Genomic DNA, 24861 nt, shown 5'->3' on the forward strand with positions numbered 1-24861 from the left:
TGTGCGGCGCGATCTCGGGATCATGGTCGGCGGACGGCCATCTCGGCCCCGAACCATCTCCAGTGCCAGGCAAAGCCCCTCCTCGCGGTCAAGAGGGCAGACGTCACATTTGACACCATGCGTGCCACGCCCACCCGGTGCGTGGTCCACACTAGTGAAGACAGAAGTGATCACGTGTAAGCCGCCCGGATAAGCAGCGGCGCGAGAGACCAGGCAGCGAGGACGGCGTGGAGTTCGACGTCACGATCGAAATCCCCAAGGGGGAGCGCAACAAGTACGAGATGGACCACGAGACGGGGCGCATCCGGCTGGACCGCACCCTGTTCACGGCCACCCAGTATCCGGCCGACTACGGGTTCATCGACGACACCCTGGGCCAGGACGGCGACCCGCTCGACGTCCTCGTCCTCGTGCAGGAGCCCACGTTCCCCGGCTGCCTGATCCGGTGCAGGGCTATCGGCATGTTCCGCATGACCGACGAGAAGGGCCCTGACGACAAGATCCTGGCCGTGCCGTCGGACGACCCGCGGATGGAGCACCTGCGGGACATCCACCACCTCAACGAGTTCCACAAGCTGGAGATCGAGCACTTCTTCCAGGTCTACAAGGATCTGGAGCCCGCCAAGAGCGTCGAGGGCTCCACCTGGGCCAGCCGCGCCGAGGCCGAGGCCGAGATCCAGCGCTCCTACGAGCGCGAGACCGCTCACAAGGAGGAGCAGGCCGCCGAGAAGTGAGCCGTCCCCGAACCCGATTCGGGCCCCGTCGCGCTGTGCGACGGGGCCCGAATTCGTTGTGGACGCCGTGGGCTCAGCTCTCCACGGCCACTCCCATCGACCGGGCGGTGCCCGCGACGATCCGCATCGCCACCTCGACGTCCGAGGTGTTGAGGTCCGGCAGCTTGCGTTCGGCTATCCGACGCAGCGCGTCGCGGCTCAACACCCCAGCCGTCTCGTGCCCCGGCCTGCCCGAACCCGGCCCGCCCAGTTCCCTGCGGATCAGGTGCGACGTCGGGGGCGTCTTGTACCGCATCGAGAACGAGCGGTCCTCGAACACGGTGATCACGACGGGGACGACGTCGCCCCTCTGCCCCGCTGTCGCCGCGTCGTAGGCGCGCTTGACCTCGACGAGGTTGACCCCGGTCTGTCCCAGCGCCTTGCCGATGTCGGGCACAGGCGCGTCGCCCGCGGGCAGGTGGAGGGTGGTCTCGAACTTCTTCTTCGCCTTGCTTGTCGCCACGAGCGGCGACGCTATGACCTCCAGCGACTGGAGACTCGAGTTCTTTTACCGGACCTCTTCGATCCCGTCGGCGTGTCGGCGGGCGAGCGCGCGGTAGACCTCGGCGTTGTGGTCCACCCACGCCTTGGCGGTGTCGGTGAGCGGGGTGAAGTTCTTGGCGGGGCTGCCCTTCGCGATCGTCTCGTCGGGAACCCGCGTGTTCGGGGTGACGGTGGCACCAGCCGCGACGAGGCTCCGCCTGCCCACCACGGCCTTGTCGAGCACGATCGACCCGTTCCCGACCAACGCCTGCTCCCCGATGGTGCAGTCGTGGACGATGCACGAGTGGCCGACGGTGGCGTCGCGACCGATCTCGCACACCCCGTCGTTGACATGCACCACCGTGTTGTCCTGGATGTTCGCGCCCTCACGCACCACGATCCGGCCGAAGTCGCCGCGTAACACGGCGCCGTACCAGACCGACGCGCCCTTCTCCACGACGACGTCGCCGACCAGCGTCGCGGTCGGGGCGATCCAGGCTTCCGGGTGCACGGTGGGGCTCACGCCCTCGAAGGCGAACATCGGCATGGGTGACACCTTAATGTCCGGCGGTGGCCGCGACGATCATCGGAATGCGAAGAGGCCCCCTCCGCTGTGGAGGGGGCCTCTTTTCCGGAGCCGCCTGGGGGAATCGAACCCCCGACCTGCTCATTACGAGTGAGCCGCTCTGGCCGACTGAGCTAAGGCGGCGCGCGGGCGTACCCGGCTTGCTCACGAGTATAGCGATCCGGTTTCGGGCGTCACCGGCGGGGGCCGACGTCGTTGATCCGGGCACGACACCGGCACCGTCCCGCCGGTCAGTGGCTATCGGGAGGGTCTCTCGCATGCGCCGCAAGCGCCACAGCTGTCCCCGCTTCCTGGCTCTTCCCACGACGGCAGCACTGCTCGTGCTCCTGGCCGCGCCTGCCGCCGCGCAGACCGTCCCCACGACTCCGGAGCCCGTGCCAGCCGAGGAGGGCCAGCCGCCGATCTCCTCGGAGGACAGGCCGAAGGGGCGTGTGATGGCGGAGGCGGCGACCGCGCTGGGGGTGCTTCGGCTGCTGCCGGAAGCCATGGACGCCGAAGCCGTCATGCCCGGCGGGGAACGCGGGCAACCGAAGCAGTCCGCACTGGAGGGCGGGTTCGGCCTGTCGTACGCACGGGCCGACAGCGAGTCGTACCTGTCCCACGAACGCTCCGTCGCCGAGGCGGCACCGTTCGGGCTCTCCGTCGCCGGGCACACGCCGCAGGCGCCCGGCTCCGCGGTACAGACGGCGTTGCCGGACAACGACAAGGCGCTCTCCACCGGGCTCGAAGCTCCCGACAACCCCCTCGTCGGCCTGAGCGCGCTGCGAGGAAGAGCGCACGCCCGGTGGAGCGAGACCATGGGACCGTGTGTCGGCATCGTCGCCGACGCCGGCACGTCGGTGATGGGCCTGTCCCTCGTCAACGCCATCCCCACGATGCCGGACAGCAACCAGGCCGCCAAGGCCGGAGGCGAGCTCGCTGCCGCGCTGGAGGAGATGCCGGGCTCACTCGCCAACCTCGGCGGACTGCTGTCGGGACAGCAGTCCGAGGGTGACGGAAGCGGTTCCCTCGTCAGCGTGGACAAGGCGCTGTCGACCCGCTCGGTGGTGCGGCTGGTGGACGTCGAGGGCGACGACGGCGGGACACGCAAGGCCGTCGAAGCCGTCTCCACACTCCAGGGTGGGCGCATCGACATCCTGAGGGGGACACCACTCGGGCTCACCGTCAAGGTCGCGAGCCAGCCCACCCTCCGCGTGCTGTCCACAGGGGATGCCGAGACGTCCGTCGTCGACTACACCGCGCCGGTCCTGACCGTCGAGCGGAACGGTAGGACGCTGTTCCGGCTGGACGCGGCCAACCCGACCGCCGACATCCCCGTCGGCATCCCGCTGCCCGAGCTGAAGGACCTCCCCGGGTACGAGGACGTCAAGGAGACACCCGTGATCGGCGATGTGGCCGAGCAGGTCGACGGCGGGATCACCACGCTGTCCGAGCGGGCGGCCGAACGCGTGCTCGACATCGGTGTGCTGCGGCTCAGCATCGCCGAGCTCGACGAGAAGGCGCAGACGGTGACCGAGCCGTTCGCCGGGCACCAGGTGTCGGCGGTCGCGCGGTTGCTCGACGTGCGCGTGCTGCCCACCGACCGCCTGAGGAAGCTGCTGCCCGACGACCTGTCGACCGAGCTGCCCTCCGCGCTGGTCCAGGTGTCGCTGGGTGAGCAGAGCGCGAGCGCGTACGCCCCGGAGGGCGGCGTGGACTGTTCCGAACCGGTGGAACCCGCTGCCCCGACCGAGCCCGCCGCGCCACCGGTGGCCGATGACCGGCCCGATGTTCCCGCGGCGCTCGCGCACACGAACGCCGCTTACTCCACCGTCCCGCTTTTCTGGACCGGAACCGCGTTGCTGCTGGTCGGTGTGGTGTTGGTGGCAGCGCTGCCCAACCGACCGCTCCGCGCCCCCGCCCAGGTGAGGCCGTCACCCCACCCCCGAGGGAAGTGACGGGCCCGGGCCACCTCCGCCCTACGGGGTGGCCCGGGCGCCCCGGAACGCCGTACGGGAAGTGCGGACACGGCCGTTCGGGCTGGTCAGCCTTCGCGGAGGGTCGTCAGCATCGCCTCCACGGCGATGCGGGGTTTGACGTTCCAGCCGATGGCGTCCCGGCAGGACAGGACGGCTTCGAGCCGTCGCAACGTCGACACGGGGCCCCACTGCCGTGCCGCTTCCGCCGACTGCTCCGCGAAGTCGGGATGGATCAGTGCGGCGTTCGAGCCGCTGACCTGCACCAGCACGTCGCGGTAGAACCCCGCGAGGTCCACCAGCGCGAGGTCGAGAGTGTCGCGCTGGGTCCTGGTGGCCCGTGACTTCTGTCGCTTCTCCAGCGCACGGACCGCGGCGTCGGCTGCGCGCTTGGCCGCCGCGACTCCCTTGCCGGTGCCGCCGGAGCCCATCGCGGTGCGCAACGCGTCCTGCTCCGCCTCGTCCCGAGCCTTGCTCTCCTCCGTGGCGTCGGCCTCCGCCGTGTTGATCAACTCGTCGGCGCACCGGAACACGTCCTCGGCGCGCCGCAGCCCGAGGGGGATGCGCAGCACGGCGGCTCTCCTGGCCCTGGCGTTGTCGTCCGTGGCCAGTCGCCGGGCCCTCCCGACATGTCCGCCGCACACCGCCGCGGCCCACCGTGCCCGCTCCGGGTCGATGCCGTCGCGTTCCGCGAGCACGGTCGCGATCGCCTCCGGGGCCGGTGTGCGGAGGCTCACCAGCCGGCACCTCGACCGGATGGTGACACTCACGTCGTCCGGGTGGTCCGACGGCGCACACAACAGGAACACCGTCCGGTCAGGAGGCTCCTCGACGGCCTTCAACAGCGCGTTCGACGCCCCCTCGGTGAGCCGGTCGGCGTCCTCGATGATCACGATCTGCCAGTGTCCCGTCGTGGGCCTGCGGGCAGCCGTCTGTACCAGGGCACGCATTTCGGCCACGGAGATCGACAGCCCCTCCGGCACCACCAGCTTCACGTCGGCGTGCGTGCCCGACAGCGTCGTGCGGCAGCCCTGGCACTCACCACAGCCGCCGTCGACCGTGCACTGCAACGCCGCCGCGAAGGTGCGGGCCGCCACCGACCTTCCCGAACCCGGCGGGCCGGTGAAAAGCCAGGCGTGTGTCATCGAACCGTGGTCGTCGGTGCGGCCGGACACGAGCGCGGCCGCCGACTCCGCCGCCGAAGCCAGCAGCTCCACAGCCGACTCCTGACCGACCAGTTGGGACCACACCCGGCCGACGTGCTCGCCCGTCACGGCGGTACCGGTCACGGTTGCGCCACCTCTTGTACGGCGGGTGGCAGCTCGACCTTCCCGGCCAACGCACCCCACACCGACGTTCGCACCCTGTCGGCGACCTCCTCCTCGGTGCCCTCGGCGTCGACCACGACGTACCGGTCCGGAGCGGAGGCCGCCATCTCCGCCAGCATCTCCTGCACCCTCCAATGGTGCTCGGCGGCGTTCGTGGACCGTGCGGACCCCTCTCCGGGATCGGCGTCGAGCAGCACCGTGAGGTCGGGCCGGAGCCTGCCGGTGGCCCAGTCGGTGAGCCCTTCGAGCTCCGCGACGTCCAGTTCCGCGATGGTGGACAGGTGCGCCAACGGAGTGTCCACGAACCGCTCCATCACCACGATCGCGCCGCGGTCGAGAGCGGGCCGGACGTCACGCTCCACGATGTCGGCACGCACCGCCGCCGCGGCCAACGCCCTGGCACGCGCCCCGCCGAGGGCGGCTCCGGAGATGAGGGACGTCAACCGTTCGTCGTCGAGTGCCGGGTCGGCGGCCAGCACCACCGGTCGCTGCCCGTTGCCGAGCCACTCGGCGAGGCGTGCGGCCTGCGACTCCGTGTCGGCCGCCGTGGTGCCCTCCAGTGCGATGAGCACACCGTTCACCCGGCGCGGGCGGCGCCGGATGGCGTTGCGCAGGTCCGCGAAGATCGGCTCGGTGCGCCGCGAGTCCATCTGCCGGTAGGCGATCACACCGACGAGCGCGGCCAGCAACCCTCCCGCCAGCAGCACCGGGCGGGTTCCGTCGATGATGAGCGGGTTCCCCCACACGATCACCTTGCGAGGCTTCACCAGGCCGATCAGGCCGGGGACGGCCGAGGTGGTTCCGAAGATGATGATCTTCAACAACGACTGGTAGATGGCGTTGATCCGGCCGCGGATGCTGTCGTCGATCTGCGAGCCGATGATCGTGATGCCGGTGAGGAACGCACCGCCCGCGCACGCGCCCACGAGCGCCACCGCCACGAGCGCCACCGCGAGATGAGGCGCGAGTGCCACCACGACGAGCGCGAGCCCCGCCACCACGATGCCGACGCCGAACAGCCGTTCGTGCGGCAGCCTGCGCGCCAGTTTCGGGGCACCCGCCAGGCCGACGGCCGCGCCGATGAACACGGCGACGAACAGTAGGCCGAACGCCGCGTCACCGCCTCCGAGGCTCGACGAGTACGGCTTGGCCGAGCCGATCACCGCACCACCCGCGGCGAAGGCACCGACCATGCCGATGAGCAGCCCGCGGATGAGCGGCGTGGTCTTCACGAACTGCACGCCGTCCCGCACCATGCTGCGGAGCCCACCCGACTTGCGCTCCGGCTTGCGCACCACCTGCTCGCCGCCCGACTCCGGCAGCGGGTGCACGTTGCGCAGCGACAGCTCCGGGATACGCGCGATCAGCAACGCGCTCGCCAGGTAGAGCAGTCCGTTGATGACGACGACGATCTTGGCTGTGCCGAACTCGCCCAGCAGGTCCGGAGGGAGGTTGAACGTCGTCTGGATACCGGTGAGGATCGCGTAGACACCGGCGCCGGTGACGACGGCGACCCCGTACGTCATCACCATTCCGAGCTGGTTCGCCGTTTCGACCTGATCGCGCCTGCGAAGCAGATTGGGTACCGCCGCGTCCTTCGAGGGAATCCACATCATGGCCGCGGAGCCGACGAGGAAGTTGGCGACGAACAACCACACGGGGGTGCCGACGACGGCAATCGAAATCAACAGGCCGAAACGCAGGAGGTCCGCAATGATCATGATCTTGCGGCGGTCGAAACGATCGGCGAGCATTCCACCGAGCGGCGCGAACAGCAGACCCGGAAGCAACTGGGTCAGTACGATCCCGGCGAAAGCGAAGTTCTGGGCCGTGTAATCGTCGGTCAGTTTGGTGACCAGGCCGGTCAGGGCGAGCAGGGACAGCCAGTCGGCCACGCTGCACAGATATGTGACACCCCAGAGCCGCCGGAACGGCCTGATGGCCAGGACGCGCCGCACCCTCCCCACGGTGGACGCCTCGTTGGACGCGGCGGACCGCGCCTCGCCGTCCCGTGCTCCCTGCTGCGACTCGTTGATGGACCCCACCCCATAACACTCGGCCCTGCCGTGCACTCAGGGTAGCGCCGCGCCGAGAACACACGATGGAGAACCGGGAATGTCACTGCACGTATGCGTTTCGGCACGAAAGGTGCTGAAACCACGGTCAGTTGAAAATGCCGGTCACACTTTCCACGAAACTGGCCACGAACTGAATGGCGACCAACACGAAGATCACCATCAGGGTGAGGGCCACCGCCAGCCCCGCCGATCCGGACGACGGCTTGCGCACCTGCGGTGTCGCGCGCCGCGTCCGGGGCGCCTGCCCGCCCGCGGGCCTGCGCCTTCGCAGAATGGGAGCCAGGAGGGTGGGTTTCGACGCCCGCACCGCCGGCGGGCGCTGCGGCGGGATCTCCGCCGTCGGTTCGTCGTCGGCCGCCTGGTCCGCACCTGGATTCGTCCCTGAGTTCGGACCAGCGTTCGCCGCGGCGCTCTCGGCAGCGAGCGCGCTGGCCAACTGCCGCACGGCCTCGCGATCCACCTCGACCGGCTTCGCGGTACCGCCCGCGGCGTCAGCGCTCGGGGCGTCGTCGGCGGAGCCGCGCTCGGCCGAGCCGCCCAACGGGTCGCTGAACGGCTTCGGCGGCTCCGGGGCCTGAGTACCGTCCGCGTCCACCACACGTCCTCCCATGGTCTGGTTGGGCGAGTGCGCCACAGTTGCCTCACGCTCCGTGTCGCACCGCGTGCCGTGTGTTGACCAGGGTAGCGGTCTCCGGCGACCTCGCCACCCGTCCATTGGAGCGCAATGTCGATCACTCGACGCGGCCCCGCCGGGCGGGCGGGTGCCCGATCAGCTCTTCGACTTGGCGGCCGACGCGGTCTTGCGCTTCGTGGTGGTCTTCTTCGCGGGGCCCTTGGCCCGCTTCTCGGCGAGCAGCTCGGCAGCCCGCTCCGGTGTCAGGTCCTCCACCGTGTCCGACTTACGCAGGGACGCGTTGTACTCGCCGTCGGTGACGTACGGGCCGAACCGGCCGTCCTTCACCACGATCGGCTTGCCCGACACCGGGTCGTCGCCCAGCTCCTTCAACGGCGGCTTGGCGGCGGCCTGACGTCCCCGCCGCTTCGGCTCGGCGTAGATCTTGAGCGCTTCCTCCAGTGTGATCTCGAAGATCTGCTCCTCGCTCGACAACGACCGCGAGTCCTTGCCCTTCTTGAGATACGGGCCGTAACGACCGTTCTGCGCGGTGATCTCCTCACCGCTCTCCGGGTCGGTGCCCACGACGCGCGGCAGTGACAGCAGCCGGAGCGCGTCGTCCAGGGTCACGTCCTGCACCGACATCGACTTGAACAGCGACGCGGTCCGTGGTTTGGGCTTCTTCGCCTTACTCGCCTTCTTGCCGTCGGCGCCGGACTCCGGCTCGGGCAGGATCTCGGTGACGTACGGCCCGAAGCGGCCCTCCTTGGCGACGATCTCGTGGCCGCTTTCGGGGTCGGTGCCGAGCACGCGACCCTCCTGCGGTGTCGCGAACAACTTCTCCGCGATCTCCACCGTCAGCTCGTCCGGCGGGAGGTCCTCCGGAAGGTTCGCCCGCTGCGACTCACCTTCGACTTCCCGTTCCAGGTAGGGCCCGTACCGGCCGACCCGCACGTAGACCTGACGGCCGTCGTTGTCGAGGAACATCGGGATCGAGTTGATCTCCCGCGCGTCGATGTCCTCGACCCCGGAGCCGACGAGCTTCTTCAACCCGCCGAGCCTGCCGATCGAACCGTCGACCCCCATCTCCCCACCGAAGTAGAACCGCGACAGCCATTCGGTGCGCTGCTCGTTACCCGCGGCGATGCGGTCGAGCTCGTCCTCCATCGCGGCGGTGAAGTCGTAGTCGACCAGCCGCTCGAAGTGTCGCTCCATGAGCCCCACCACCGAGAACGCCACCCACGACGGCACGAGCGCGGAACCCTTCTTCCACACGTACCCGCGGTCCTGGATGGTGTTGATGATCGAGGCGTACGTGGACGGCCTGCCGATCCCGAGCTCCTCGAGCTTGCTCACCAGGCTCGGCTCGCTGTAGCGCGGCGGCGGCGACGTCGCGTGCGAGTCGGGGCTGAGCTCGGTCGCCGTGAGCGACTGGTCGGCGACCAGCCTCGGCAGCCTGCTCTGCTTGTCGTCCGCCTCACCGCCCGCCTCGACGTCCACCGACTCGACGTAGGCCTTGAGGAAACCGGAGAACGTGATCGTTCGCCCGGACGCCGAGAACACGCACTCCTCGCCGTCGGCGGTGGTACCGGTGATCCTCACCGACATCGTGGTGCCCTTGGCGTCGGCCATCTGCGAGGCGATGGTGCGCTGCCAGATGAGCTCGTAGAGCCGGAACTCGTCGGTCTCCAGCTCGCCGGCCACCGCACCGGGAGTGCGGAACACCTCGCCCGCGGGCCGGATGGCCTCGTGCGCCTCCTGCGCGTTCTTGACCTTGCGCGTGTACTGGCGCGGCTTGTCCGCGACGTACTCCCGCCCGTACAACTCGGTGGCCTGACTGCGCGCCGCCGACAGCGCCGACTCCGACAACGTCGTCGAGTCGGTACGCATGTACGTGATGTAGCCGTTCTCGTAGAGCCGCTGCGCCACACGCATCGTGCGCTCCGAGGAGAACCGCAGCTTGCGCCCGGCCTCCTGCTGCAACGTCGACGTCATGAACGGCGCGTACGGCCTGCGCGTGTACGGCTTCTCCTCGACGCTCGTGACCGTGAACCCACGGCCGGTCAGCGCCTCCGCGAGCCGGGTGGCATCGGCCTCGTCCAGCACCCGCACCTCGGCCGACTGCTCCTTCAGCCGGCCGTCCGGACCGAAGTCGCGACCTGTCGCGAGCCTCGCGCCGTCCACCGAGGTGAGCCGAGCCGGGAAGGACCGCGGAGCCGCGTCGCCACCGTCCGCACCGGTGTCCATGACGGCCGAGATGTCCCAGTACGACGCCGAGGTGAACCGCATCCGCTCGCGTTCCCGCTCGACGATCACGCGGGTGGCCACCGACTGCACCCGGCCTGCCGACAGCTTCGGCATGACCTTCTTCCACAACACCGGTGAAACCTCGTAGCCGTAGAGGCGGTCGAGGATGCGCCGCGTCTCCTGCGCGTCCACCAGGTCGGGATCAAGGTCACGAGTGCTCTCGGCGGCGGCGCGGATGGCCTGTTCGGTCACCTCGTGGAACACCATGCGGCGCACCGGCACCTTCGGCTTGAGCGCTTCGAGCAGGTGCCACGCGATGGCCTCGCCCTCGCGGTCGGGGTCGGTGGCGAGATACAGCTCGTCGACGTCCTTGAGCAGGCTCTTCAGCTCGCTGACCGTGGACTTCTTGTCCGGGGTGATGATGTAGAGCGGCTCGAAGCCGTTGTCGACGTCGACTCCCAGCCGGGCCCACGACTGCCCCTTGTACTTGGCGGGCACGTCGGCCGCGCCCCTCGGCAGGTCTCGGATGTGGCCGCGGGACGACTCGACGACGTAGTCGCTGCCGAGATACGGAGCGATCTTGCGGGCCTTCGTCGGTGACTCGACGATCACCAGTCTCCGGCGACCGTCACCGTTCGCGCCCGTTCTCTTCGTCCGTGTCGATCCAGCCACGCTGTCCCGCTCTTTCGCTCAAGATTCCACTCGTTCGACCAGCCAGTGTGCACGCTGTGCGCTGTCGCTGTCCGCTCAGGTGCTGCAACACACCGGCCCCCTCGCGCGTTCCCGCCCCAGGCCGGAGGTCGACGACCCCTCCCTTTCCACACCTAGCACGTGACACGCCGCCCGCTTATCCCGGGGGCACTGGGTGACGGGCCGAGCACTCTTCGTAGAAATCACCCGGGCTGTCGCCTCGCGGCGTGCACGGACACGGGTTCCCCAGGCGGGTCCGGAGAAACGACCGGATTCAGGAACCCGGCGAGTCGATCCGGGGATCCGGGTCCGCGTCGGTGAGCGTCCGGCAGGCCGGAGCCTGCCTGCTCGCCTCCTGGAGGGCCGGTACCGTGTCGAAGCCCGCGAGCAGGTCGACACCACCGAGGTCGTCGAGCGGCTTCCGCACCGAACTCACCGCGTCCCGGCTGGCTTCGGGCCCCTCGGCAGCACTCAGTTCGCTCAGGGCGGCCTGGGCGTGCTCACGGATGTCCGCATACGTGGCCACAGCGTCGCGGCGCACGCGTTCGGCACCGTCCACCGGCGGCGCCCCGAGGTTGTCGAGGCGGTCGAGAGTGCGGTCGAGACCCCCGACCATCACCTTCAGCAACTCGCCGGAGGTTTCGGACGCTCTACGGGGGCTGCTCGCGTCGATGATCGGCATCTCGGAGACCGACCGAACGAGTTCGGAAACCGCCCCGCAGTAGTCGTTGGCCCACGTGACAGCTCTGTCCTCACCGGGCGACGCCTCACCGGAACGCGACGCCGCCTGCTGCTCCTGTTGCTTCTCCCCTGCCGGTCGTGCCGGATCGGGCGAGCCGCCACAGGCGGTGACGACACCCAACGCGACCATCGCGCACAGACCGACCCTGCCCTTGAACCGGTGCACACCACACCTCCGAAGCGAACGGGGCCCGACGACTGCACTCTAGGGCGTCACGACTACCCCACGACACGCCCGGGCCGGGCCGGGGTTCTTCGAAGCTGCGCTCCTGCCCCGGCCCGGCCCGTCGACCACCTGACGACCGCCCGACGACCGCCCGACGACCGCCCGACGACCTAGGCGTTCGCCGGATCGCTCTCCGTCGCGGGCGTGTCGTTCATCGCGGACGCCCGCCTCTTGGACACCACGATCGCCGCCACGATGACCAGCACCGAGACGATCGCGATGGCCAGCCTGAACGGCGTCGACGCGTTCTCACCCACCGACAGGCTCACGACGGCGGGCGCGATGAGCAACGACACCAGGTTCATGACCTTGAGCAACGGGTTGATCGCCGGACCCGCGGTGTCCTTGAACGGGTCGCCGACCGTGTCGCCGATGACGGTGGCCGCATGCGCCTCGGAGTTCTTGCCACCGTGGTGCCCGTCCTCCACCAACTTCTTGGCGTTGTCCCACGCACCACCCGAGTTGGCCAGGAAGACGGCCATCAACATGCCCGTCGCGATCGCGCCGCCGAGGTAGCCCGCCAGCGCACCGGTGCCGAGCCCGAACCCCACGGCGATCGGTGCGAACACCGCCAGCAGGCCGGGGGTGGCCAGCTCCCGCAGCGAGTCGCGGGTGACGATGTCCACGACCTTGCCGTACTCCGGCCGCGTCGTGCCCTCCATGATCCCCGGAATCGTCCGGAACTGGCGGCGCACCTCGTACACCACCGCACCGGCCGCCCGCGACACCGCGTTGACCGCGAGACCGGAGAACAGGAACACCACCGCTGCTCCGATGATGACTCCGACCAGCGTGTTCGGGGAGATGATGTTGTCGGCGAACGAGCTGCCCACCTCGTCGAGCGTGGCCTGCGCGTCGACGAGCGCCTCGCGGATCGCGGCGGAGTAGGATCCGAACAACGCGGTCGCCGCCAGCACCGCCGTCGAGATCGCGATGCCCTTGGTGATCGCCTTGGTGGTGTTGCCCACCGCGTCGAGCTCGGTGAGGATCTGGGCGCCCTCGCCCTCGCTCAGGTCGCCGGACATCTCCGCGATGCCCTGCGCGTTGTCCGAGACCGGGCCGAAGGTGTCCATCGCGACGATGACGCCCACCGTGGTGAGCAACCCCGTACCCGCCAGCGCCACGGCGAACAGCGCCACCGAACCACCGAGCAGGTAGGCGCCGAACACCGCCGCGCCCACGACCAGTGCCGTGAACACCGCCGACTCGAAACCGACCGAGATGCCCGACAGGATCACCGTGGCCGGGCCTGTTTCCGACGTCTTGCCCACGTCCTTCACCGGCTTGTGCTCGGTACCCGTGTAGTAGCCGGTGAGCCACAGGATGACGCCCGCGAGCACGATGCCGATGATCACCGAAACGGTCGCGATCACGGCGGGGTTGCCGTCGGCGCCGTCGAACGAACTCGGCAGGAACACGAACGCCGCGACGGCCGACAACACCGCCGAGATGGTCGCGGAGATGTAGAAGGAGCGGTTGATGGTCGTCAGTCCGCTCTCCCCCGCACGCGCCCTGGTGATGTAGATGCCGATGACCGCGGTGATGACGCCGATGGCGGGAATGATCAACGGGAACACGAGCCCGTGGCCGGTGGTCGCGAACGCGGCACTGCCCAGGATCAACGCCGCGACGAGCGTCACGGCGTACGACTCGAACAGGTCCGCGGCCATTCCCGCGCAGTCGCCCACGTTGTCGCCGACGTTGTCGGCGATCGTCGCGGCGTTGCGGGGATCGTCCTCCGGGATGTTCTGCTCCACCTTGCCGACGAGGTCGGCACCGACGTCGGCGGCCTTGGTGAAGATTCCGCCACCGACCCTCATGAACATCGCGATGAGGGCCGCACCGAAACCGAAGCCCTCCAGGACCTTCGGCGCCTGTCCGGTGTAGACCAGCACCACCACCGACGCGCCGAACAACCCGAGCCCGACCGTGAACATGCCGACCACACCACCGGTGCGGAAGGCGATGCGCATGGCCTTCTCCCGGCCGGCGGGCTCTCTCGCCGCCGCCGCGACCCGCAGGTTCGCTCTCGTGGCCAACCACATCCCGAGGTAGCCGATGAAGAACGAGAACGCCGCACCGACGAGGAAGAACACCGACCGCCCGATCCGCTCGCCGATGTTCTCGGCTGGCAGGACGAGCAGCAGGAGGAACACGATCACGCCGAAGACGGCGAGCGTGTTCCGCTGTCGGTTCAGATAGGCAGCCGCACCTTCCTGCACGGCCTTGGCGATCTCCTGCATCTTCTGGGTGCCCTGGCCCGCGGCCAGCACTTCCTTGAGCAGGAGATAACCGATGACCAGTGCTGCGAGGGCGACCACGGCGACCACGGCGACGATGCCGTAGTCACCCCCGGAAAGCTCCAGAGAGCTCTCCGCGAGGAATTGCCGGGACATTCGTTGTCCTCCTGAGACGTCGCCTGTTGCCCGCGCCGGTCCTCCGCGGCCGAAGGCCGACCAGTGTGCCGACGCTGACAGTGGGATTTACACCACTATTTGTGTTGTTCGGCGGAGTCTATTGGTAGTAGAGCCCACTCGGGCAACAGTGACCCAGGTCGCATACGGGTGGACGTATTGTGAATCTGATCACTCAAGTGGTGTGCCAACAGTCACATCGTCGGTGTGTGCGAAGCTTTGAAGGTGAGCTACCGGGTGACAAGTCGACAAATTCGTGTCGAGGTGGTGAGTACGGTCAGCGACTCGCGCACCCGTTCGTGTCCCGGTGACCGATCGTGACCCGCGACGCGACCGGCTCGCGGGCCCGCCACCTGCTGACCCGCGCGACGGCCGGGGTTCCCGAGGAGAGGTATCCCGTCACCCATATCGCCGACCTGCCCGCGAGGGATGCCCGCTTCACCGACTGGCCGGACTGGGTGCCCGGCACCGTACTGGACGCTCTCAGAGCGTCCGGGGTGGACAAGCCGTGGAACCACCAGGTCGAAGCGGCCTCGCTCGCCCGGTCCGGCCGCAACGTCGTCGTCGCCACGGGTACGTCGTCCGGGAAGTCGCTGGCCTACCAGTTGCCCGTGCTGTCCACTCTGGCGACGGACAGTAAGGCGACCGCCCTCTACCTGTCACCCACCAAGGCACTCGCAGGCGACCAACTACGGTCTGTGTCCGACATGGACGTCGAGGGTGTCCGGCCCGCGCGCTACGACGGAGACACTCCGCAGAGTGAACGCGCCTGGGTGAGAGACCACGCGCGCTGGGTTTTCTCGAACCCCGACATGCTGCACCGGGGTGTGCTGCCCGCGCACCCACGCTGGGCGCGGTTCTTCCGGGGTCTCTCCTATGTCGTCGTGGACGAGTGCCACGGCTACCGAGGCGTGTTCGGGTCCCATGTCGCTCTGCTGCTGCGACGGCTCCGGCGCATCAGCAGGCGCTACGGAGCCGATCCCGTCTTCGTGCTCGCCTCGGCCACCACGGCGGACCCCGCGGAGTTCGCGACGCGCCTGGTCGGAGCCGACTGCGTCGCCGTCACCGACGACGCCTCGCCGCACGGCGCACGGACGGTGGCGCTGTGGGAGCCACCGCTGCTGGAAGAGCTGACGGGCGAGCACGACGCCCCCGTGCGACGCTCCGCGGGCGCCGAGGCAGCCCGCATCCTCGCCGAACTCGTCATCGAGGGCGCGCGGACATTGGCGTTCGTGCGGTCACGAAGAGGCGCGGAACTGACCGCGCTCGGTGCCAGGCGCATCCTCGCGGAGGTGGCTCCTGAACTGGCCGACAAGGTGGCCGCCTACCGTGCGGGATACCTGCCGGAGGAACGTCGCGAGTTGGAGTCCGCACTGCTCGGCGGCAGGCTGCTCGGAGTCGCCACCACGAACGCGTTGGAGCTCGGGGTGGACATCTCCGGACTGGATGCCGTGGTGCTCGCCGGTTATCCGGGCACACTGGCCTCGTTCTGGCAGCAGTCCGGCCGTGCCGGTCGCGCCGGGGACGACGCTCTCGTGGTGTTCGTGGCCCGTGACGATCCGCTCGACACCTATCTCGCACACCACCCGAAGGCTCTGCTGGAACGGCCCGTCGAGGCGGCCGTGCTCGATCCCACCAACCCTTACGTACTGGCACCCCACCTCGCCTGCGCAGCGGCGGAGTCGGCGCTCAGATCGAGTGAGCTCGGCGACTTCGGCGGTGACGCGGCGAGAGCGGTGCTGGACGGGCTCGTGGCGGATTCGTTGCTACGACGAAGGCCGAGCGGCTGGTACTGGACGGCCAGGGACCGACCACATTCCGATGTAGACATTCGCGGCGCGGGTGTCGAGCAGATCGCCGTCGTGGAGTCCGACACGTCACGGCTGCTCGGCACCGTCGACGGATCGTCGGCGTGCGGGACCGTCCATCCCGGTGCGGTGTACCTGCACCGTGGTGAGTCCTATGTGGTGGATGAACTGGACCTGGAGCAGGGCATCGCGTTCGTCCACGCCGAAGACCCGGAGTGGACCACCTCGGCCAGGGAGGCCGCTGACATCGAGGTGCTGGACACCGTGGAGAGACGCACCTACGGCGGGGTGACGGTGAACCTCGGGCACGTGGCGGTGACATCGCGGGTCGTCGGGTACCTGCGTCGGCTGCCGTCCGGGGAGGTGCTGGACCACGTCCCGCTCGACCTGCCCGAGCAGGTGCTGCACACCCGCGCGGTGTGGTACACGATCGACGCGCAACTGCTGTGCGGTACACACAAGGAGCCGGGGGGCGCCGGTGTGGAACCGGCGCGCGTCCCCGGCGCCCTGCATGCCGCCGAGCACGCGGCGATCGGCCTGCTACCGCTGTTCGCGACGTGTGACCGGTGGGACATCGGTGGCGTTTCCACCGCAGTGCACGCAGACACCGGGGAGGCAACGGTGTTCGTACACGACGGTCACCCCGGTGGCGCGGGTTTCGCCGACCGTGGTTACGCCGCCTTCGTCCCCTGGCTCACCGCGACGCGGGAGGCTGTCATCTCCTGCGAGTGCCCGGCGGGGTGCCCGTCCTGCGTCCAGTCGCCCAAGTGCGGGAACGGCAACGAACCGCTGGACAAGGCGGGGGCGGTGGCCGTGTTGGACATCGTCCTGGCCGCGGTCGGGGCAGCGACCGGACACGACCACGCTGAGGATCAGGCCGCCGAAGGCTCAACGGGCGACACTCGGTGAACCTCCGCCTGCGGGACCGGCTCCTCGCGCAACGCTCTCACGAGGACGTCGTGCACGACCTCGGGGCGGGGAAGCTTCCAACCCCAGACGTCGGGCTTGACCCGCCAGTGCACGACACCGTGGTGGAACGGCGTCGGCGGAAGCGGCACCCAGCTGTCCTCGCCGTGCCACTCGACGCTCTCCGCTTCGGACAACACACGGGGAAGCCTGTCGGCAGCCGCGGTAAGGAAAAGCCAGCGGCCGTTCGGCATCGCCACGATCGGAGCGGGCTGTCCCGTCGCCCTCAGCAACACCGCGGCGCGCCGTCCGGTCCGGTCGTCGACCTCGAGGGCGTCCACAAGCGTTCCGGTGGCGACCAGGAGACTGTACGGCCGTCCGGTCCACCATGCGGCGACCTGCTGCGGATGGGCGCCGATCCGACGTTTCCAGTCACTGTGGGCAGGAGTCGGCCTCGTCCACATCGGCGTGGTGTTCGACGCCCCGGTGGGGTCGGCGTCCGGGTACGTACCCGGAATCACCGGCCAACCGCGCCAGGCGAGGCCGATGGCCTCCGCCCTCAACTCGATGCGAAAGGCAGCACGCCAGCTATCCGGCCATTCGGTGTCCAACATGTCGTACTCAGGCCTCCTCGGGGTGACCGCCGTTGGTCGTGGTGTCGCATCTCACTCAACGGCAACTTGCAGGATGCGGGAAGCACTGGCTCGGCGACCGGCGTCGAGTGAACGACGAGTGAGCAAAACACCAACATGCGGGGCGAAGCAGCCGACCCGGACGGGCAACCGGTCGTCGCCCTCCCTCGCGTTTCCCCTTGCTTCCGCATCCCCTCGGAGGCGGTTCCCGGCCACCCCGACTTCCGTTCGGCACTCGCGGAGTGCATGTTGTAGTACCGTTCGTCGCTTGTAATCGACCGCTGCTCGTCGGGGTCGCGCACCGACCGACCTGTCGGAGTGCGCCGGTGAACGTTCGGCCGCCCAGCTCACCGGCCGCCGCTCGGCTCCTGGAACTCCCACGTCTCACCGACCGGGCCGGCACGGGCGCGGGCCGTCACCGTGCCGCCCAAACCGATCGGCCCGCGCATCTCGGAGTGAACGACCACCAGCGCATCCCAGCCCCGCAGCCGGCACCCGGACACCCACGCTGCCATCGCGTGTGCGACCTCCTCGGCGTGCGCGCAGGCCCGCTCCTCCCCCATGACGGCGTGACCGGCCGCCGCGAGAGCCGCCAGGTCGGCGGCGCCCGCCACCCGCTGTCTGACAACCAGTACACCCCCCAAAGTCCACAGCAGGCCGGCAAGAGCAAGCAGCGCCGCGACCACGCACGCGGCCCACACGGCGGCCACCCCCGTGTCACTTTCACGGCAGGTGGCCTGGCCACCACAGCGAACGGCGTGGTCGTCACGGCGGAGCATCGCCGACCTCCCCCACCACACCGGGTTCCAGTTCGGCACGCGCTTCGGCCCGCGCCACGACTCCCGGCAACAGGCCACCGGCCGGGCGGACACTCACCCGCACCACCACGGCTCCCCCAACTCGGTCGACGGTCATCGTCGCTCCCTCCGGCGCCGTCGCGTCGACCAGTCGTTCTGCCGCCGAGGCCGGTGTGCCCCGAGCAAGCATCCGAGCGGCCTGGGTGGCGGCGTCCGTGCAGCGCATCTGGTCGACGACCGCCGCCACCCCGGCAAGGACGAGGCCGAACACGGCGACGAGGGCACAGACCGCGATCGCTGCCTCCACGGTCACGGCACCGCGGTCGTCGCTCATTGGCCCGTTGCGCATCTAGAGGTCCACGGAGATCGCCTGCTCCACGAGCGAGGTCAGGTGGTCCTCGACCGAATCGCCTGTGAGCACCACGTACAGCACCGCAGCAAGCGCCGCCGCGGCGATCGTCCCGACCGCGTACTCGGCCGTGGTCATGCCGTCGTCGGCCGAGTTGGACGCGAGAAGCCGTTTCAACATCGGGTAAGTCCTTTCCGGTGGGTCTTTACTGGTCACGGCAGAACGTTCAGGCGGCTGGCGAGGCCGAGAACGACCGGGATCACCCCCAGACAGAGAAACGCCGGTAGGAAGCACAGTCCGAGCGGTCCGGCGACCAGGACGCTCGTCTGCTGCGCTCGGGCTTCGATCCGGTCTGCCTCGGCACGCCTGATTCGCTCGGCGAGCGCGGAGGCCTGGGTGGCAAGCGCGCTGCCGGACGAGGCAGTGCGGCACGCCGCACGAGCCAGGTCTGCGGTGTCCGGATGTTCCCGAGCTCGCTGCCACGCCGACTCCGGGCTCGCGCCGAGTGCCAGAGCATGAGCGGCGTCCCGCAACACGCCGCCGACGGAACCGACAGCCACACCCGCGACCGCCTCCGCTGCTGTCGGCACCGGGATACCGGCCGACAGGCACGCGCCCAGCAGATCGAGCGCCAGTGCCGAATCGGTCGCGGAATCCGCCACCGCACGGCCGGGCCATCCCCTGTCAGGTGCCCGCCATGGAGGTAGGAGCCGACTCCCCCAACAGCGGGCCGCTGGTGTGGCGACCGCCGGAGCCGTCCGGGCGAGGGCACGGAGCCTTGCGGCCGGCGCCGGTGGCACGAGCAGCATCGCCACCGCAGCGAGAACAGCTGCACCGGTGGTACTCACGGAAGCACCCGTCCCGTCAGCCGCGACGTCCAAGCGACACCGGCAAGGAGCAGACCGGCGCCCACGGCGAACACCGTCGCACCGCCCGGTGTGCCGGTCAGCACTCCCACGGGTGCGGTTCCCATGACCTCACCGAGGACGAGACCGGCCAGGGGAAGCAACGCCAGCACGGCCGATCCGGCTCTCGCGCCGGCCAGCCTCGCATCGAGCTGCCGTGCCGCTCGGGCGGTGGACTCCACGTCTCGATGTACCGCACCGAGAATGTCGGCCAGCGGCACGCCGTGCCGAGCCGCCAACGACCACGCCGCGCTGACCTGGGCCACCACGCGTTCGAGGTGTGCGGGCTCTCGCCCCGAACTGCTCGCGTTCGCAGCGGTGTCCGGGCTTCCGTGCAGCCTTACGGACGCGGCGAGAGCACGAAGGCGTCCCGCGAGGCCGGGCGGTGCCTCCCTCGCCACCGTGTCCACGGCCGACACGGGGTGGGAACCCGCCCGCAGCTCCACCACCATGCCGTGGAGAGCCGATGTCAGGTGGTCCAGGTCGTCGACAGTGGCTTGTGCGCGCACCCGAGTACGCCGATGCAGCAGGAACGCGGCCACGAGCAGACCGCACGCCACCGTGACGAGCACCCCTGCGGTGAGGGCGGAACCGGCGCCCGACAACACCGTCAGGGCCACGACGGCGCGGCGATCGCGCCAGCGCACGCCCACGCGGCCTCCGGGCTGACTGGGCGCCAGGGTGGCGAGCCGCTGCCCCACGGCCCTCGACGGCCACAGCAGCAGGCCGACGACCACGACCGTCAACGCCGGAATCAACACGGTGTCACTCCGCCGACCGTCGGGCGCGGCGAGTTCCGTCGCGACAGGAGCGCGGTGGTGAGAGCGGAGTCGCGCCTCAACCGCTCCCCCGGCTGCCACGCGGTTTCCACCCGCACCACGCCGGCCTCGCGCCGTACCAAGCCGATCTCGGCGAGCTCTCTACGGCCCGACGGTGTGCGACGCATGTGCAGGACGATCTGCACGGCGGCCGCCAACTGGCTGTGCAGGGCCTCACGGGGCAGGCCCCCGAGGGCGGCGAGGGCTTCCAGCCGGGCGGGCACTTCGGCGGGCGCGTTGGCATGCAACGTGCCCGCACCACCGTCGTGGCCGGTGTTCAGCGCCGTGAGCAGCTCCACGACCTCGCGGCCCCTGACCTCACCGACGACGAGGCGGTCGGGTCTCATGCGAAGTGCCTGACGGACTAGCTCCCGTAGCGTCACCTCTCCCGAGCCCTCCACGTTGGGCGGCCTCGCCACGAGACGGACGAACTGCGGGTGATCGGGTTGGAGCTCGCCGACATCCTCCACACACACCACCCGCTCGGCGGGATCGACGGCTCCGAGCAGCGCGGCCAGCAGTGTGCTCTTGCCCGAGCCCGTGGCCCCCGACACCAGGAAGGCCAACCGGGCGGACACGATGGCTTCCAGGAGCGCGAGCCCGGCGTCGTCCACGGTGCCGAGCCTTCGCAGGGAGCGCAGGTCGTGCTTCGCGGGTCGCAGCACCCGCAGCGACAGGCACGTGCCCTCGGCCGCGACCGGGGGCAACACGGCGTGCAGCCGGATCCTTCCCTCCGGGCCGCTGCCCGGCAACCAACCGTCCACAAAGGGCTGAGCGTCGTCGAGTCTGCGTCCCGCCGCGAGCGCCAGCCGCTGCGCGAGTCTGCGTACGGCGTCCTCGCCGGGGAACCGCACGTCGGTGCGACGCAGCCCGTCGGGACCGTCGACCCACACCTGGTCGGGCGCGGTCACGAGTATGTCGGTGACGTCGGGCGCCGCGAGGAGCCGTTCCAACGGCCCCACACCGACAAGCTCGTCGTCCAACAGTTTCAGCGCGGCCAGTATGTCGAGGTGTCCCGCGACGCCGCCCGCCTCCGCTCGCACGGCGTCGGCGACGGCACGTGGGTCCGTGACGCTCTGGGTACCGGCCAGCCTGGCCTTGACCCGTTCGACGAGATCGGTACTCATCTCTCCCCCTCCTCGGTTCGTGTTCGAGCAGCGCACCCGACCACTCGGCAACGATCCCGCTCCCGAGTCCACACCCACAACGACCGGCCCTCCCGGCTGTGGACAACTCGTCCCCTGTGGACAACTCCGTCGCGAGCGGCGCCGTCGCGTACCAACGCCACGTCGGTTTTCCGCCGGTGGCGGACTTTCCCGATGAGCAGACTCGTTGCCATGAACGAACATTCGGCACACTCCGCAGGGGTCGCTCTCGTCACCGGCGGCAGCAGGGGAATCGGCGCGGCGACCGCTCTCCGCCTGGCTTCGGACGGGTTCGACGTCGCCATCACGTACCGAAACGGTGAGGACAAGGCGCGTGAGGTCGTGCACGCCGTCGAAGCGACCGGGCGACGCGCGTTGGCCGTGCAGGCCGACAGCGGTGAGCCCGGCGCGATCGAGGCCGCCGTGGCGCGCACGGTGAACGTGCTCGGCGGGATCGACGTCCTCGTGAACAACGCGGGCGAGTTCCTGGTCGCGCCGCTCGACGAGCTCACGCTGGACGACTTCGACCGCACCATGGCCGTCAACGTGCGCGCTCCGTTCGCGGCGGCGAAGGCTGCACTGGAGCACATGCGTGACGGCGGCCGGATCGTCAGCATCGGGAGCAACGTGGCCGAGCGCGCGGTCTTCCCCGGATTCTCCCTGTACTCGGCGAGCAAGGCCGCTCTCGTCGGGCTGGCCAAGGGACTCGGGCGGGAACTCGGCCCCCGCGGCATCACGGTGAACGTGGTGCACCCCGGCCCCACCGACACCGACACGAACCCGGCGAGCGGTCCCAACGCGGAGGCGATCAACTCGTTCACCGCTCTGGGCCGCTACGCCTCGCCGGGCGAGATCGCCGCGGCCGTGTCGTTCCTCGCCGGTGACGGTGGCCGTTACGTGACCGGAACGGCGATCAGCGTGGACGGCGGTTTCTCCGCCTGAGCTCCTGCTACGCGAGGGTGGCGAGGATCGTCCGGGCCACCCTCGCGAGCCGCCTCGTCGGCCGGAACGATCCGCGGTCGAGTGTCCGGCCGACCGCGTTGTCGTGGCCCACCCGACCGAGCACCGGTACTCCCACCGCTTCCCCGACGTCGGCCTCCGAAAGTCCGCTCGTCGACCGCCCCCGGACAACGGCTTCGACGCGGGAGGTACGTTCGCTCAGCCGGCGACGCACACAGGCTGCCGCGACGCAGCCGCGGACGTCGGCAGGCACCACGAGCACCGTGAGGTCGGCCCGGTGGAGAGCCTCGTCGGCCGCGCGATCCGGATGGCGGGGTACGTCGCACACCACCGTCCGGCCCGCCCGCCGCCCCGCGTCCACCACGGCGGCGAGAGCGACGTCGGTGGGCCCCGGCCCCACGCGGTCGCACGACAGGACCGACAGCCGGCCCTTGCCTCGTCGGCGCGCGGGCAGGGCGGCATCGAGTTCGCCCATCGCCACCCGCCCCGCCGGCATCCTGAGGTCGGGCCAGCGCAGCCCCTCGTCCGACTCGGTGCCGAGCACCAGGTCGACTCCGCCGCCGAGCGGATCGCAGTCGACGAGCAGCACGGCGTCGCCCGAACGCGCCGCCGTCACCGCCACGCTCGCCGCCAGCACCGAGGCTCCGGCACCTCCCCGTCCACCGACCACGGCGAGGACCCTGCCCTCGCGGGCGCTGGGCCGTTCGACGACGTCGGCGAGCGAGGTGACCACGACTTCCTCGTCGGCGGGCAGGATCGCGACTCCGTCCACTCCCAGTGACACCGCGGCCTTCCACTCCGCCTGCGTCGGGGCTTCGGTCCGTACCAGGAGCACGTTCGACCGGCGTGGCAGTCCGCCGCTGTCGGGTACCCGATCGAGCAACACGAGCGGCGCGTCCGCCCACCGCGACCTCGCGGCTGCGACATCGCGGACATGGCTTGGCTCACAGCCCACCGCTGCCGCGAGTCGGGAGATGTGATCGCGCACGACGTCGTCGGAGACGACCACGAGTGGACGGTTGTCGGTCACCTCGGCCCCCAGTGTCGATGGTTGTGCACACCACCGTCACGCCTGACCGCATCCGCGACAACCCCGCACACAGAGGCTGTGGACAACTGGGGCTTTGTGGACACTCCTGTGGACAAACCGGGGAAGGCGGCCCCCGCCAGGGGGAGGAGCGAGGGCCGCCCGACGTTCAGTCCCGGGGGGTCGGACTGAACCAGGCCCGGCCATGCCGGGCGCCTCCACTGTAACCCGGTGGACGGCCGACGGAATGCGCACGATCGGCGAGTGACACGCCACAGTCCGCCCGACCGCACCTCGTCCGCTCCGACACGCCCGCGCCGTTCCCAATATCGTGGTGCTGTGCCCGCACCCGACGCCAACACCGACGCCCACCTCGCGACGACCGCCACCTCGGCGGCGTTCTTCGACCTCGACAAGACGATCATCGCCTCGTCCAGCGCACTCGCCTTCAGCAAGCCGTTCCTGCGACAGGGACTGATCAACCGCCGCGCCGCGTTGAAGAGCGCCTACGCCCAGTTGATGTTCGCCCTGTCCGGCGCGGACGCGGACCGGACCGAACGGCTTCGCGCCGAGATCTCCCGCATGTGCACCGGGTGGGACGTCGGTCAGGTCAAGGCCATCGTGAGCGAGACGCTGCACGACGTCGTGGCACCGTTGGTCTACGCCGAGGCCGCCGAACTCATCGAGCGGCACAAGACCGAGGGCAGGGACGTCATCGTCCTGTCGGCCACCGGCGAGGAGGTCGTGCGGCCGATCGCCGACATGCTCGGCATCACCCACAGCATGGGCAGCCGCATGAGGATCGTGGACGGTCGCTACTCGGGCGAGCTCGACTTCTACTGCTACGGGGAGTACAAGGCCGTCGCCGCGCGGCAGATCGCCGCCGAGCGCGGCTACGACCTCGCCGAGTGCCACGCCTACACGGATTCGAGCACGGACCTCCCGCTGCTCGAAGTGGTCGGGCACCCGCACGTGGTGAATCCGGACAAGGCGCTGCGCCGGGTGGCACAGGAACGCGGCTGGCCCGTGCACACGTTCGCCAGTCCGGTGTCCCCTCGCACGCGTATCCCGTCACCCACGACGGCCACGGCCGTTGCGGTGGGGCTCGGGGTGAGTGCCGTGGCGGCGGGGGCGACCCTGTTCGGCCTCTCGCGGCGGAAGCACAGGGAGTCGCCGTCCCGGGACTGATGCGCCCGATCATCGATGTCACCCTTTCGCGGGCCTTGAAGTGACCTCAATCACTGACTACAAAGGGAAGTGCGGAGGTTCTTCCGGCCAGGGAGCAGGCGGAGGAGAAGCCTGGTCCACCCCGGTAGGACGTCCGTGCATGGACGTCGGGTACCCACGCGCAGCTCGCCGCGGAAAGGCTTGTCGTCGAGG

At 69.8% G+C, this 24861-nt stretch carries 21 protein-coding genes and 1 tRNA gene; 5 read left to right on the forward strand and 17 right to left on the reverse strand.

The annotated features are described in order from the left end of the window. The first annotated feature begins 227 nt into the window (after positions 1–227). Positions 228–734 (forward strand): inorganic diphosphatase, encoded by a 507-nt coding sequence (locus SACCYDRAFT_RS22950; protein ID WP_005459848.1) that lies wholly within the window; start codon positions 228–230, stop codon positions 732–734. A 73-nt stretch (positions 735–807) separates the two neighbouring features. Here SACCYDRAFT_RS22950 and SACCYDRAFT_RS22955 read toward each other — a convergent pair whose 3' ends face one another. The 3 genes from SACCYDRAFT_RS22955 to SACCYDRAFT_RS22965 all read right to left on the reverse strand — a co-directional run bounded on the left by SACCYDRAFT_RS22955 (position 808) and on the right by SACCYDRAFT_RS22965 (position 1965). Next, on the reverse strand, positions 808–1236 hold the full coding sequence (locus SACCYDRAFT_RS22955) for an uL11 family ribosomal protein (RefSeq protein ID WP_005459850.1): 429 nt from the start codon (positions 1234–1236) through the stop codon (positions 808–810). A 45-nt stretch (positions 1237–1281) separates the two neighbouring features. Next, complete coding sequence (locus SACCYDRAFT_RS22960) at positions 1282–1803, reverse strand: gamma carbonic anhydrase family protein (protein ID WP_005459851.1); 522 nt, start codon at positions 1801–1803, stop codon at positions 1282–1284. Positions 1804–1891: 88 nt separating this feature from the next. Further along, positions 1892–1965: transfer RNA gene (locus SACCYDRAFT_RS22965), tRNA-Thr, on the reverse strand. A 134-nt stretch (positions 1966–2099) separates the two neighbouring features. Between SACCYDRAFT_RS22965 and SACCYDRAFT_RS22970 the strand changes: the two genes are divergently transcribed. Further along, entirely contained in the window at positions 2100–3779 is a 1680-nt protein-coding gene (locus tag SACCYDRAFT_RS22970; protein ID WP_005459852.1) for a hypothetical protein, read from the forward strand. Between the two features lie 86 nt (positions 3780–3865). Here SACCYDRAFT_RS22970 and SACCYDRAFT_RS22975 read toward each other — a convergent pair whose 3' ends face one another. The 6 genes from SACCYDRAFT_RS22975 to SACCYDRAFT_RS23000 form a co-directional block, all read right to left on the reverse strand. Continuing rightward, on the reverse strand, positions 3866–5086 hold the full coding sequence (locus SACCYDRAFT_RS22975) for a DNA polymerase III subunit delta' (RefSeq protein WP_005459853.1): 1221 nt from the start codon (positions 5084–5086) through the stop codon (positions 3866–3868). Next, positions 5083–7170: a bifunctional MFS transporter/dTMP kinase gene (locus SACCYDRAFT_RS22980; protein WP_005459854.1), complete on the reverse strand. Its 2088-nt coding sequence runs from the start codon at positions 7168–7170 to the stop codon at positions 5083–5085. Before SACCYDRAFT_RS22980 ends, SACCYDRAFT_RS22975 begins: the two co-directional genes overlap by 4 nt. Before the next feature lie 118 nt (positions 7171–7288). Next, positions 7289–7801, reverse strand: coding sequence for a hypothetical protein (locus tag SACCYDRAFT_RS22985; RefSeq protein ID WP_005459855.1), 513 nt, complete (start codon positions 7799–7801; stop codon positions 7289–7291). 171 nt (positions 7802–7972) lie between these two features. Continuing rightward, complete coding sequence (gene topA, locus SACCYDRAFT_RS22990; RefSeq protein WP_005459856.1) at positions 7973–10735, reverse strand: type I DNA topoisomerase; 2763 nt, start codon at positions 10733–10735, stop codon at positions 7973–7975. Positions 10736–11027: 292 nt separating this feature from the next. After that, positions 11028–11660, reverse strand: coding sequence for a hypothetical protein (locus SACCYDRAFT_RS22995; RefSeq protein WP_005459857.1), 633 nt, complete (start codon positions 11658–11660; stop codon positions 11028–11030). A 170-nt stretch (positions 11661–11830) separates the two neighbouring features. Then, positions 11831–14116, reverse strand: coding sequence for a sodium-translocating pyrophosphatase (locus SACCYDRAFT_RS23000; protein ID WP_005459859.1), 2286 nt, complete (start codon positions 14114–14116; stop codon positions 11831–11833). A gap of 335 nt (positions 14117–14451) precedes the next feature. Here SACCYDRAFT_RS23000 and SACCYDRAFT_RS23005 point away from each other — a divergent pair, with 335 nt between their 5' ends. Beyond that, positions 14452–16851, forward strand: coding sequence for a DEAD/DEAH box helicase (locus SACCYDRAFT_RS23005; RefSeq protein WP_005459861.1), 2400 nt, complete (start codon positions 14452–14454; stop codon positions 16849–16851). Here SACCYDRAFT_RS23005 and SACCYDRAFT_RS23010 read toward each other — a convergent pair. The 7 genes from SACCYDRAFT_RS23010 to SACCYDRAFT_RS23040 all read right to left on the reverse strand — a co-directional run bounded on the left by SACCYDRAFT_RS23010 (position 16815) and on the right by SACCYDRAFT_RS23040 (position 21476). Continuing rightward, a complete protein-coding gene (locus SACCYDRAFT_RS23010; protein WP_005459863.1) occupies positions 16815–17462 on the reverse strand; it encodes a bifunctional DNA primase/polymerase in 648 nt (215 codons plus the stop codon). The genes SACCYDRAFT_RS23005 and SACCYDRAFT_RS23010 overlap by 37 nt on opposite strands. A gap of 365 nt (positions 17463–17827) precedes the next feature. Then, complete coding sequence (locus SACCYDRAFT_RS23015; RefSeq protein ID WP_005459864.1) at positions 17828–18259, reverse strand: Rv3654c family TadE-like protein; 432 nt, start codon at positions 18257–18259, stop codon at positions 17828–17830. Beyond that, entirely contained in the window at positions 18246–18626 is a 381-nt protein-coding gene (locus tag SACCYDRAFT_RS23020; protein ID WP_005459866.1) for a TadE family type IV pilus minor pilin, read from the reverse strand. The genes SACCYDRAFT_RS23015 and SACCYDRAFT_RS23020 overlap by 14 nt, the downstream gene beginning before the upstream one ends. Beyond that, the gene (locus tag SACCYDRAFT_RS23025) at positions 18627–18806 is read right to left on the reverse strand and encodes a DUF4244 domain-containing protein (protein ID WP_005459868.1); all 180 of its coding nucleotides are present in this window, start codon (positions 18804–18806) and stop codon (positions 18627–18629) included. It abuts the gene before it with no gap. A gap of 32 nt (positions 18807–18838) precedes the next feature. Beyond that, positions 18839–19288, reverse strand: a complete 450-nt coding sequence (locus SACCYDRAFT_RS23030; RefSeq protein WP_005459870.1) for a type II secretion system F family protein — start codon at positions 19286–19288, stop codon at positions 18839–18841. Positions 19289–19470: 182 nt separating this feature from the next. Then, positions 19471–20292, reverse strand: coding sequence for a type II secretion system F family protein (locus SACCYDRAFT_RS23035; protein WP_005459872.1), 822 nt, complete (start codon positions 20290–20292; stop codon positions 19471–19473). Continuing rightward, on the reverse strand, positions 20286–21476 hold the full coding sequence (locus tag SACCYDRAFT_RS23040; RefSeq protein WP_005459873.1) for a TadA family conjugal transfer-associated ATPase: 1191 nt from the start codon (positions 21474–21476) through the stop codon (positions 20286–20288). The genes SACCYDRAFT_RS23035 and SACCYDRAFT_RS23040 overlap by 7 nt, the downstream gene beginning before the upstream one ends. Positions 21477–21686: 210 nt before the next feature. Here SACCYDRAFT_RS23040 and SACCYDRAFT_RS23045 point away from each other — a divergent pair, with 210 nt between their 5' ends. Beyond that, a complete protein-coding gene (locus tag SACCYDRAFT_RS23045; protein WP_043536835.1) occupies positions 21687–22436 on the forward strand; it encodes an SDR family NAD(P)-dependent oxidoreductase in 750 nt (249 codons plus the stop codon). Positions 22437–22443: 7 nt separating this feature from the next. Here the strand turns inward: SACCYDRAFT_RS23045 and ssd are convergent, their stop codons facing one another. Further along, positions 22444–23484, reverse strand: a complete 1041-nt coding sequence (ssd, locus tag SACCYDRAFT_RS23050) for a septum site-determining protein Ssd (RefSeq protein WP_005459875.1) — start codon at positions 23482–23484, stop codon at positions 22444–22446. A 336-nt stretch (positions 23485–23820) separates the two neighbouring features. Between ssd and SACCYDRAFT_RS23055 the strand changes: the two genes are divergently transcribed. Beyond that, positions 23821–24669: an HAD family hydrolase gene (locus tag SACCYDRAFT_RS23055; protein WP_005459876.1), complete on the forward strand. Its 849-nt coding sequence runs from the start codon at positions 23821–23823 to the stop codon at positions 24667–24669. The last annotated feature ends 192 nt before the right edge of the window (positions 24670–24861 follow it).

This window comes from Saccharomonospora cyanea NA-134, from assembly GCF_000244975.1.
Classification (GTDB): domain Bacteria; phylum Actinomycetota; class Actinomycetes; order Mycobacteriales; family Pseudonocardiaceae; genus Saccharomonospora; species Saccharomonospora cyanea.

What these genes read in the sequence shown, in the direction of transcription:
- SACCYDRAFT_RS23010 (WP_005459863.1), bottom strand. Translation starts at nt 17,462, where the DNA reads ATGTTGGACACCGAATGGCCGGATAGCTGGCGTGCTGCCTTTCGCATC.
- SACCYDRAFT_RS22960 (WP_005459851.1), bottom strand. Translation starts at nt 1,803, where the DNA reads ATGCCGATGTTCGCCTTCGAGGGCGTGAGCCCCACCGTGCACCCGGAA.
- SACCYDRAFT_RS23000 (WP_005459859.1), bottom strand. Translation starts at nt 14,116, where the DNA reads ATGTCCCGGCAATTCCTCGCGGAGAGCTCTCTGGAGCTTTCCGGGGGT.
- SACCYDRAFT_RS23040 (WP_005459873.1), bottom strand. Translation starts at nt 21,476, where the DNA reads ATGAGTACCGATCTCGTCGAACGGGTCAAGGCCAGGCTGGCCGGTACC.
- SACCYDRAFT_RS23045 (WP_043536835.1), top strand. Translation starts at nt 21,687, where the DNA reads ATGAACGAACATTCGGCACACTCCGCAGGGGTCGCTCTCGTCACCGGC.
- SACCYDRAFT_RS23020 (WP_005459866.1), bottom strand. Translation starts at nt 18,626, where the DNA reads ATGCGCAACGGGCCAATGAGCGACGACCGCGGTGCCGTGACCGTGGAG.
- SACCYDRAFT_RS23015 (WP_005459864.1), bottom strand. Translation starts at nt 18,259, where the DNA reads ATGCTCCGCCGTGACGACCACGCCGTTCGCTGTGGTGGCCAGGCCACC.
- SACCYDRAFT_RS23025 (WP_005459868.1), bottom strand. Translation starts at nt 18,806, where the DNA reads ATGTTGAAACGGCTTCTCGCGTCCAACTCGGCCGACGACGGCATGACC.
- SACCYDRAFT_RS22970 (WP_005459852.1), top strand. Translation starts at nt 2,100, where the DNA reads ATGCGCCGCAAGCGCCACAGCTGTCCCCGCTTCCTGGCTCTTCCCACG.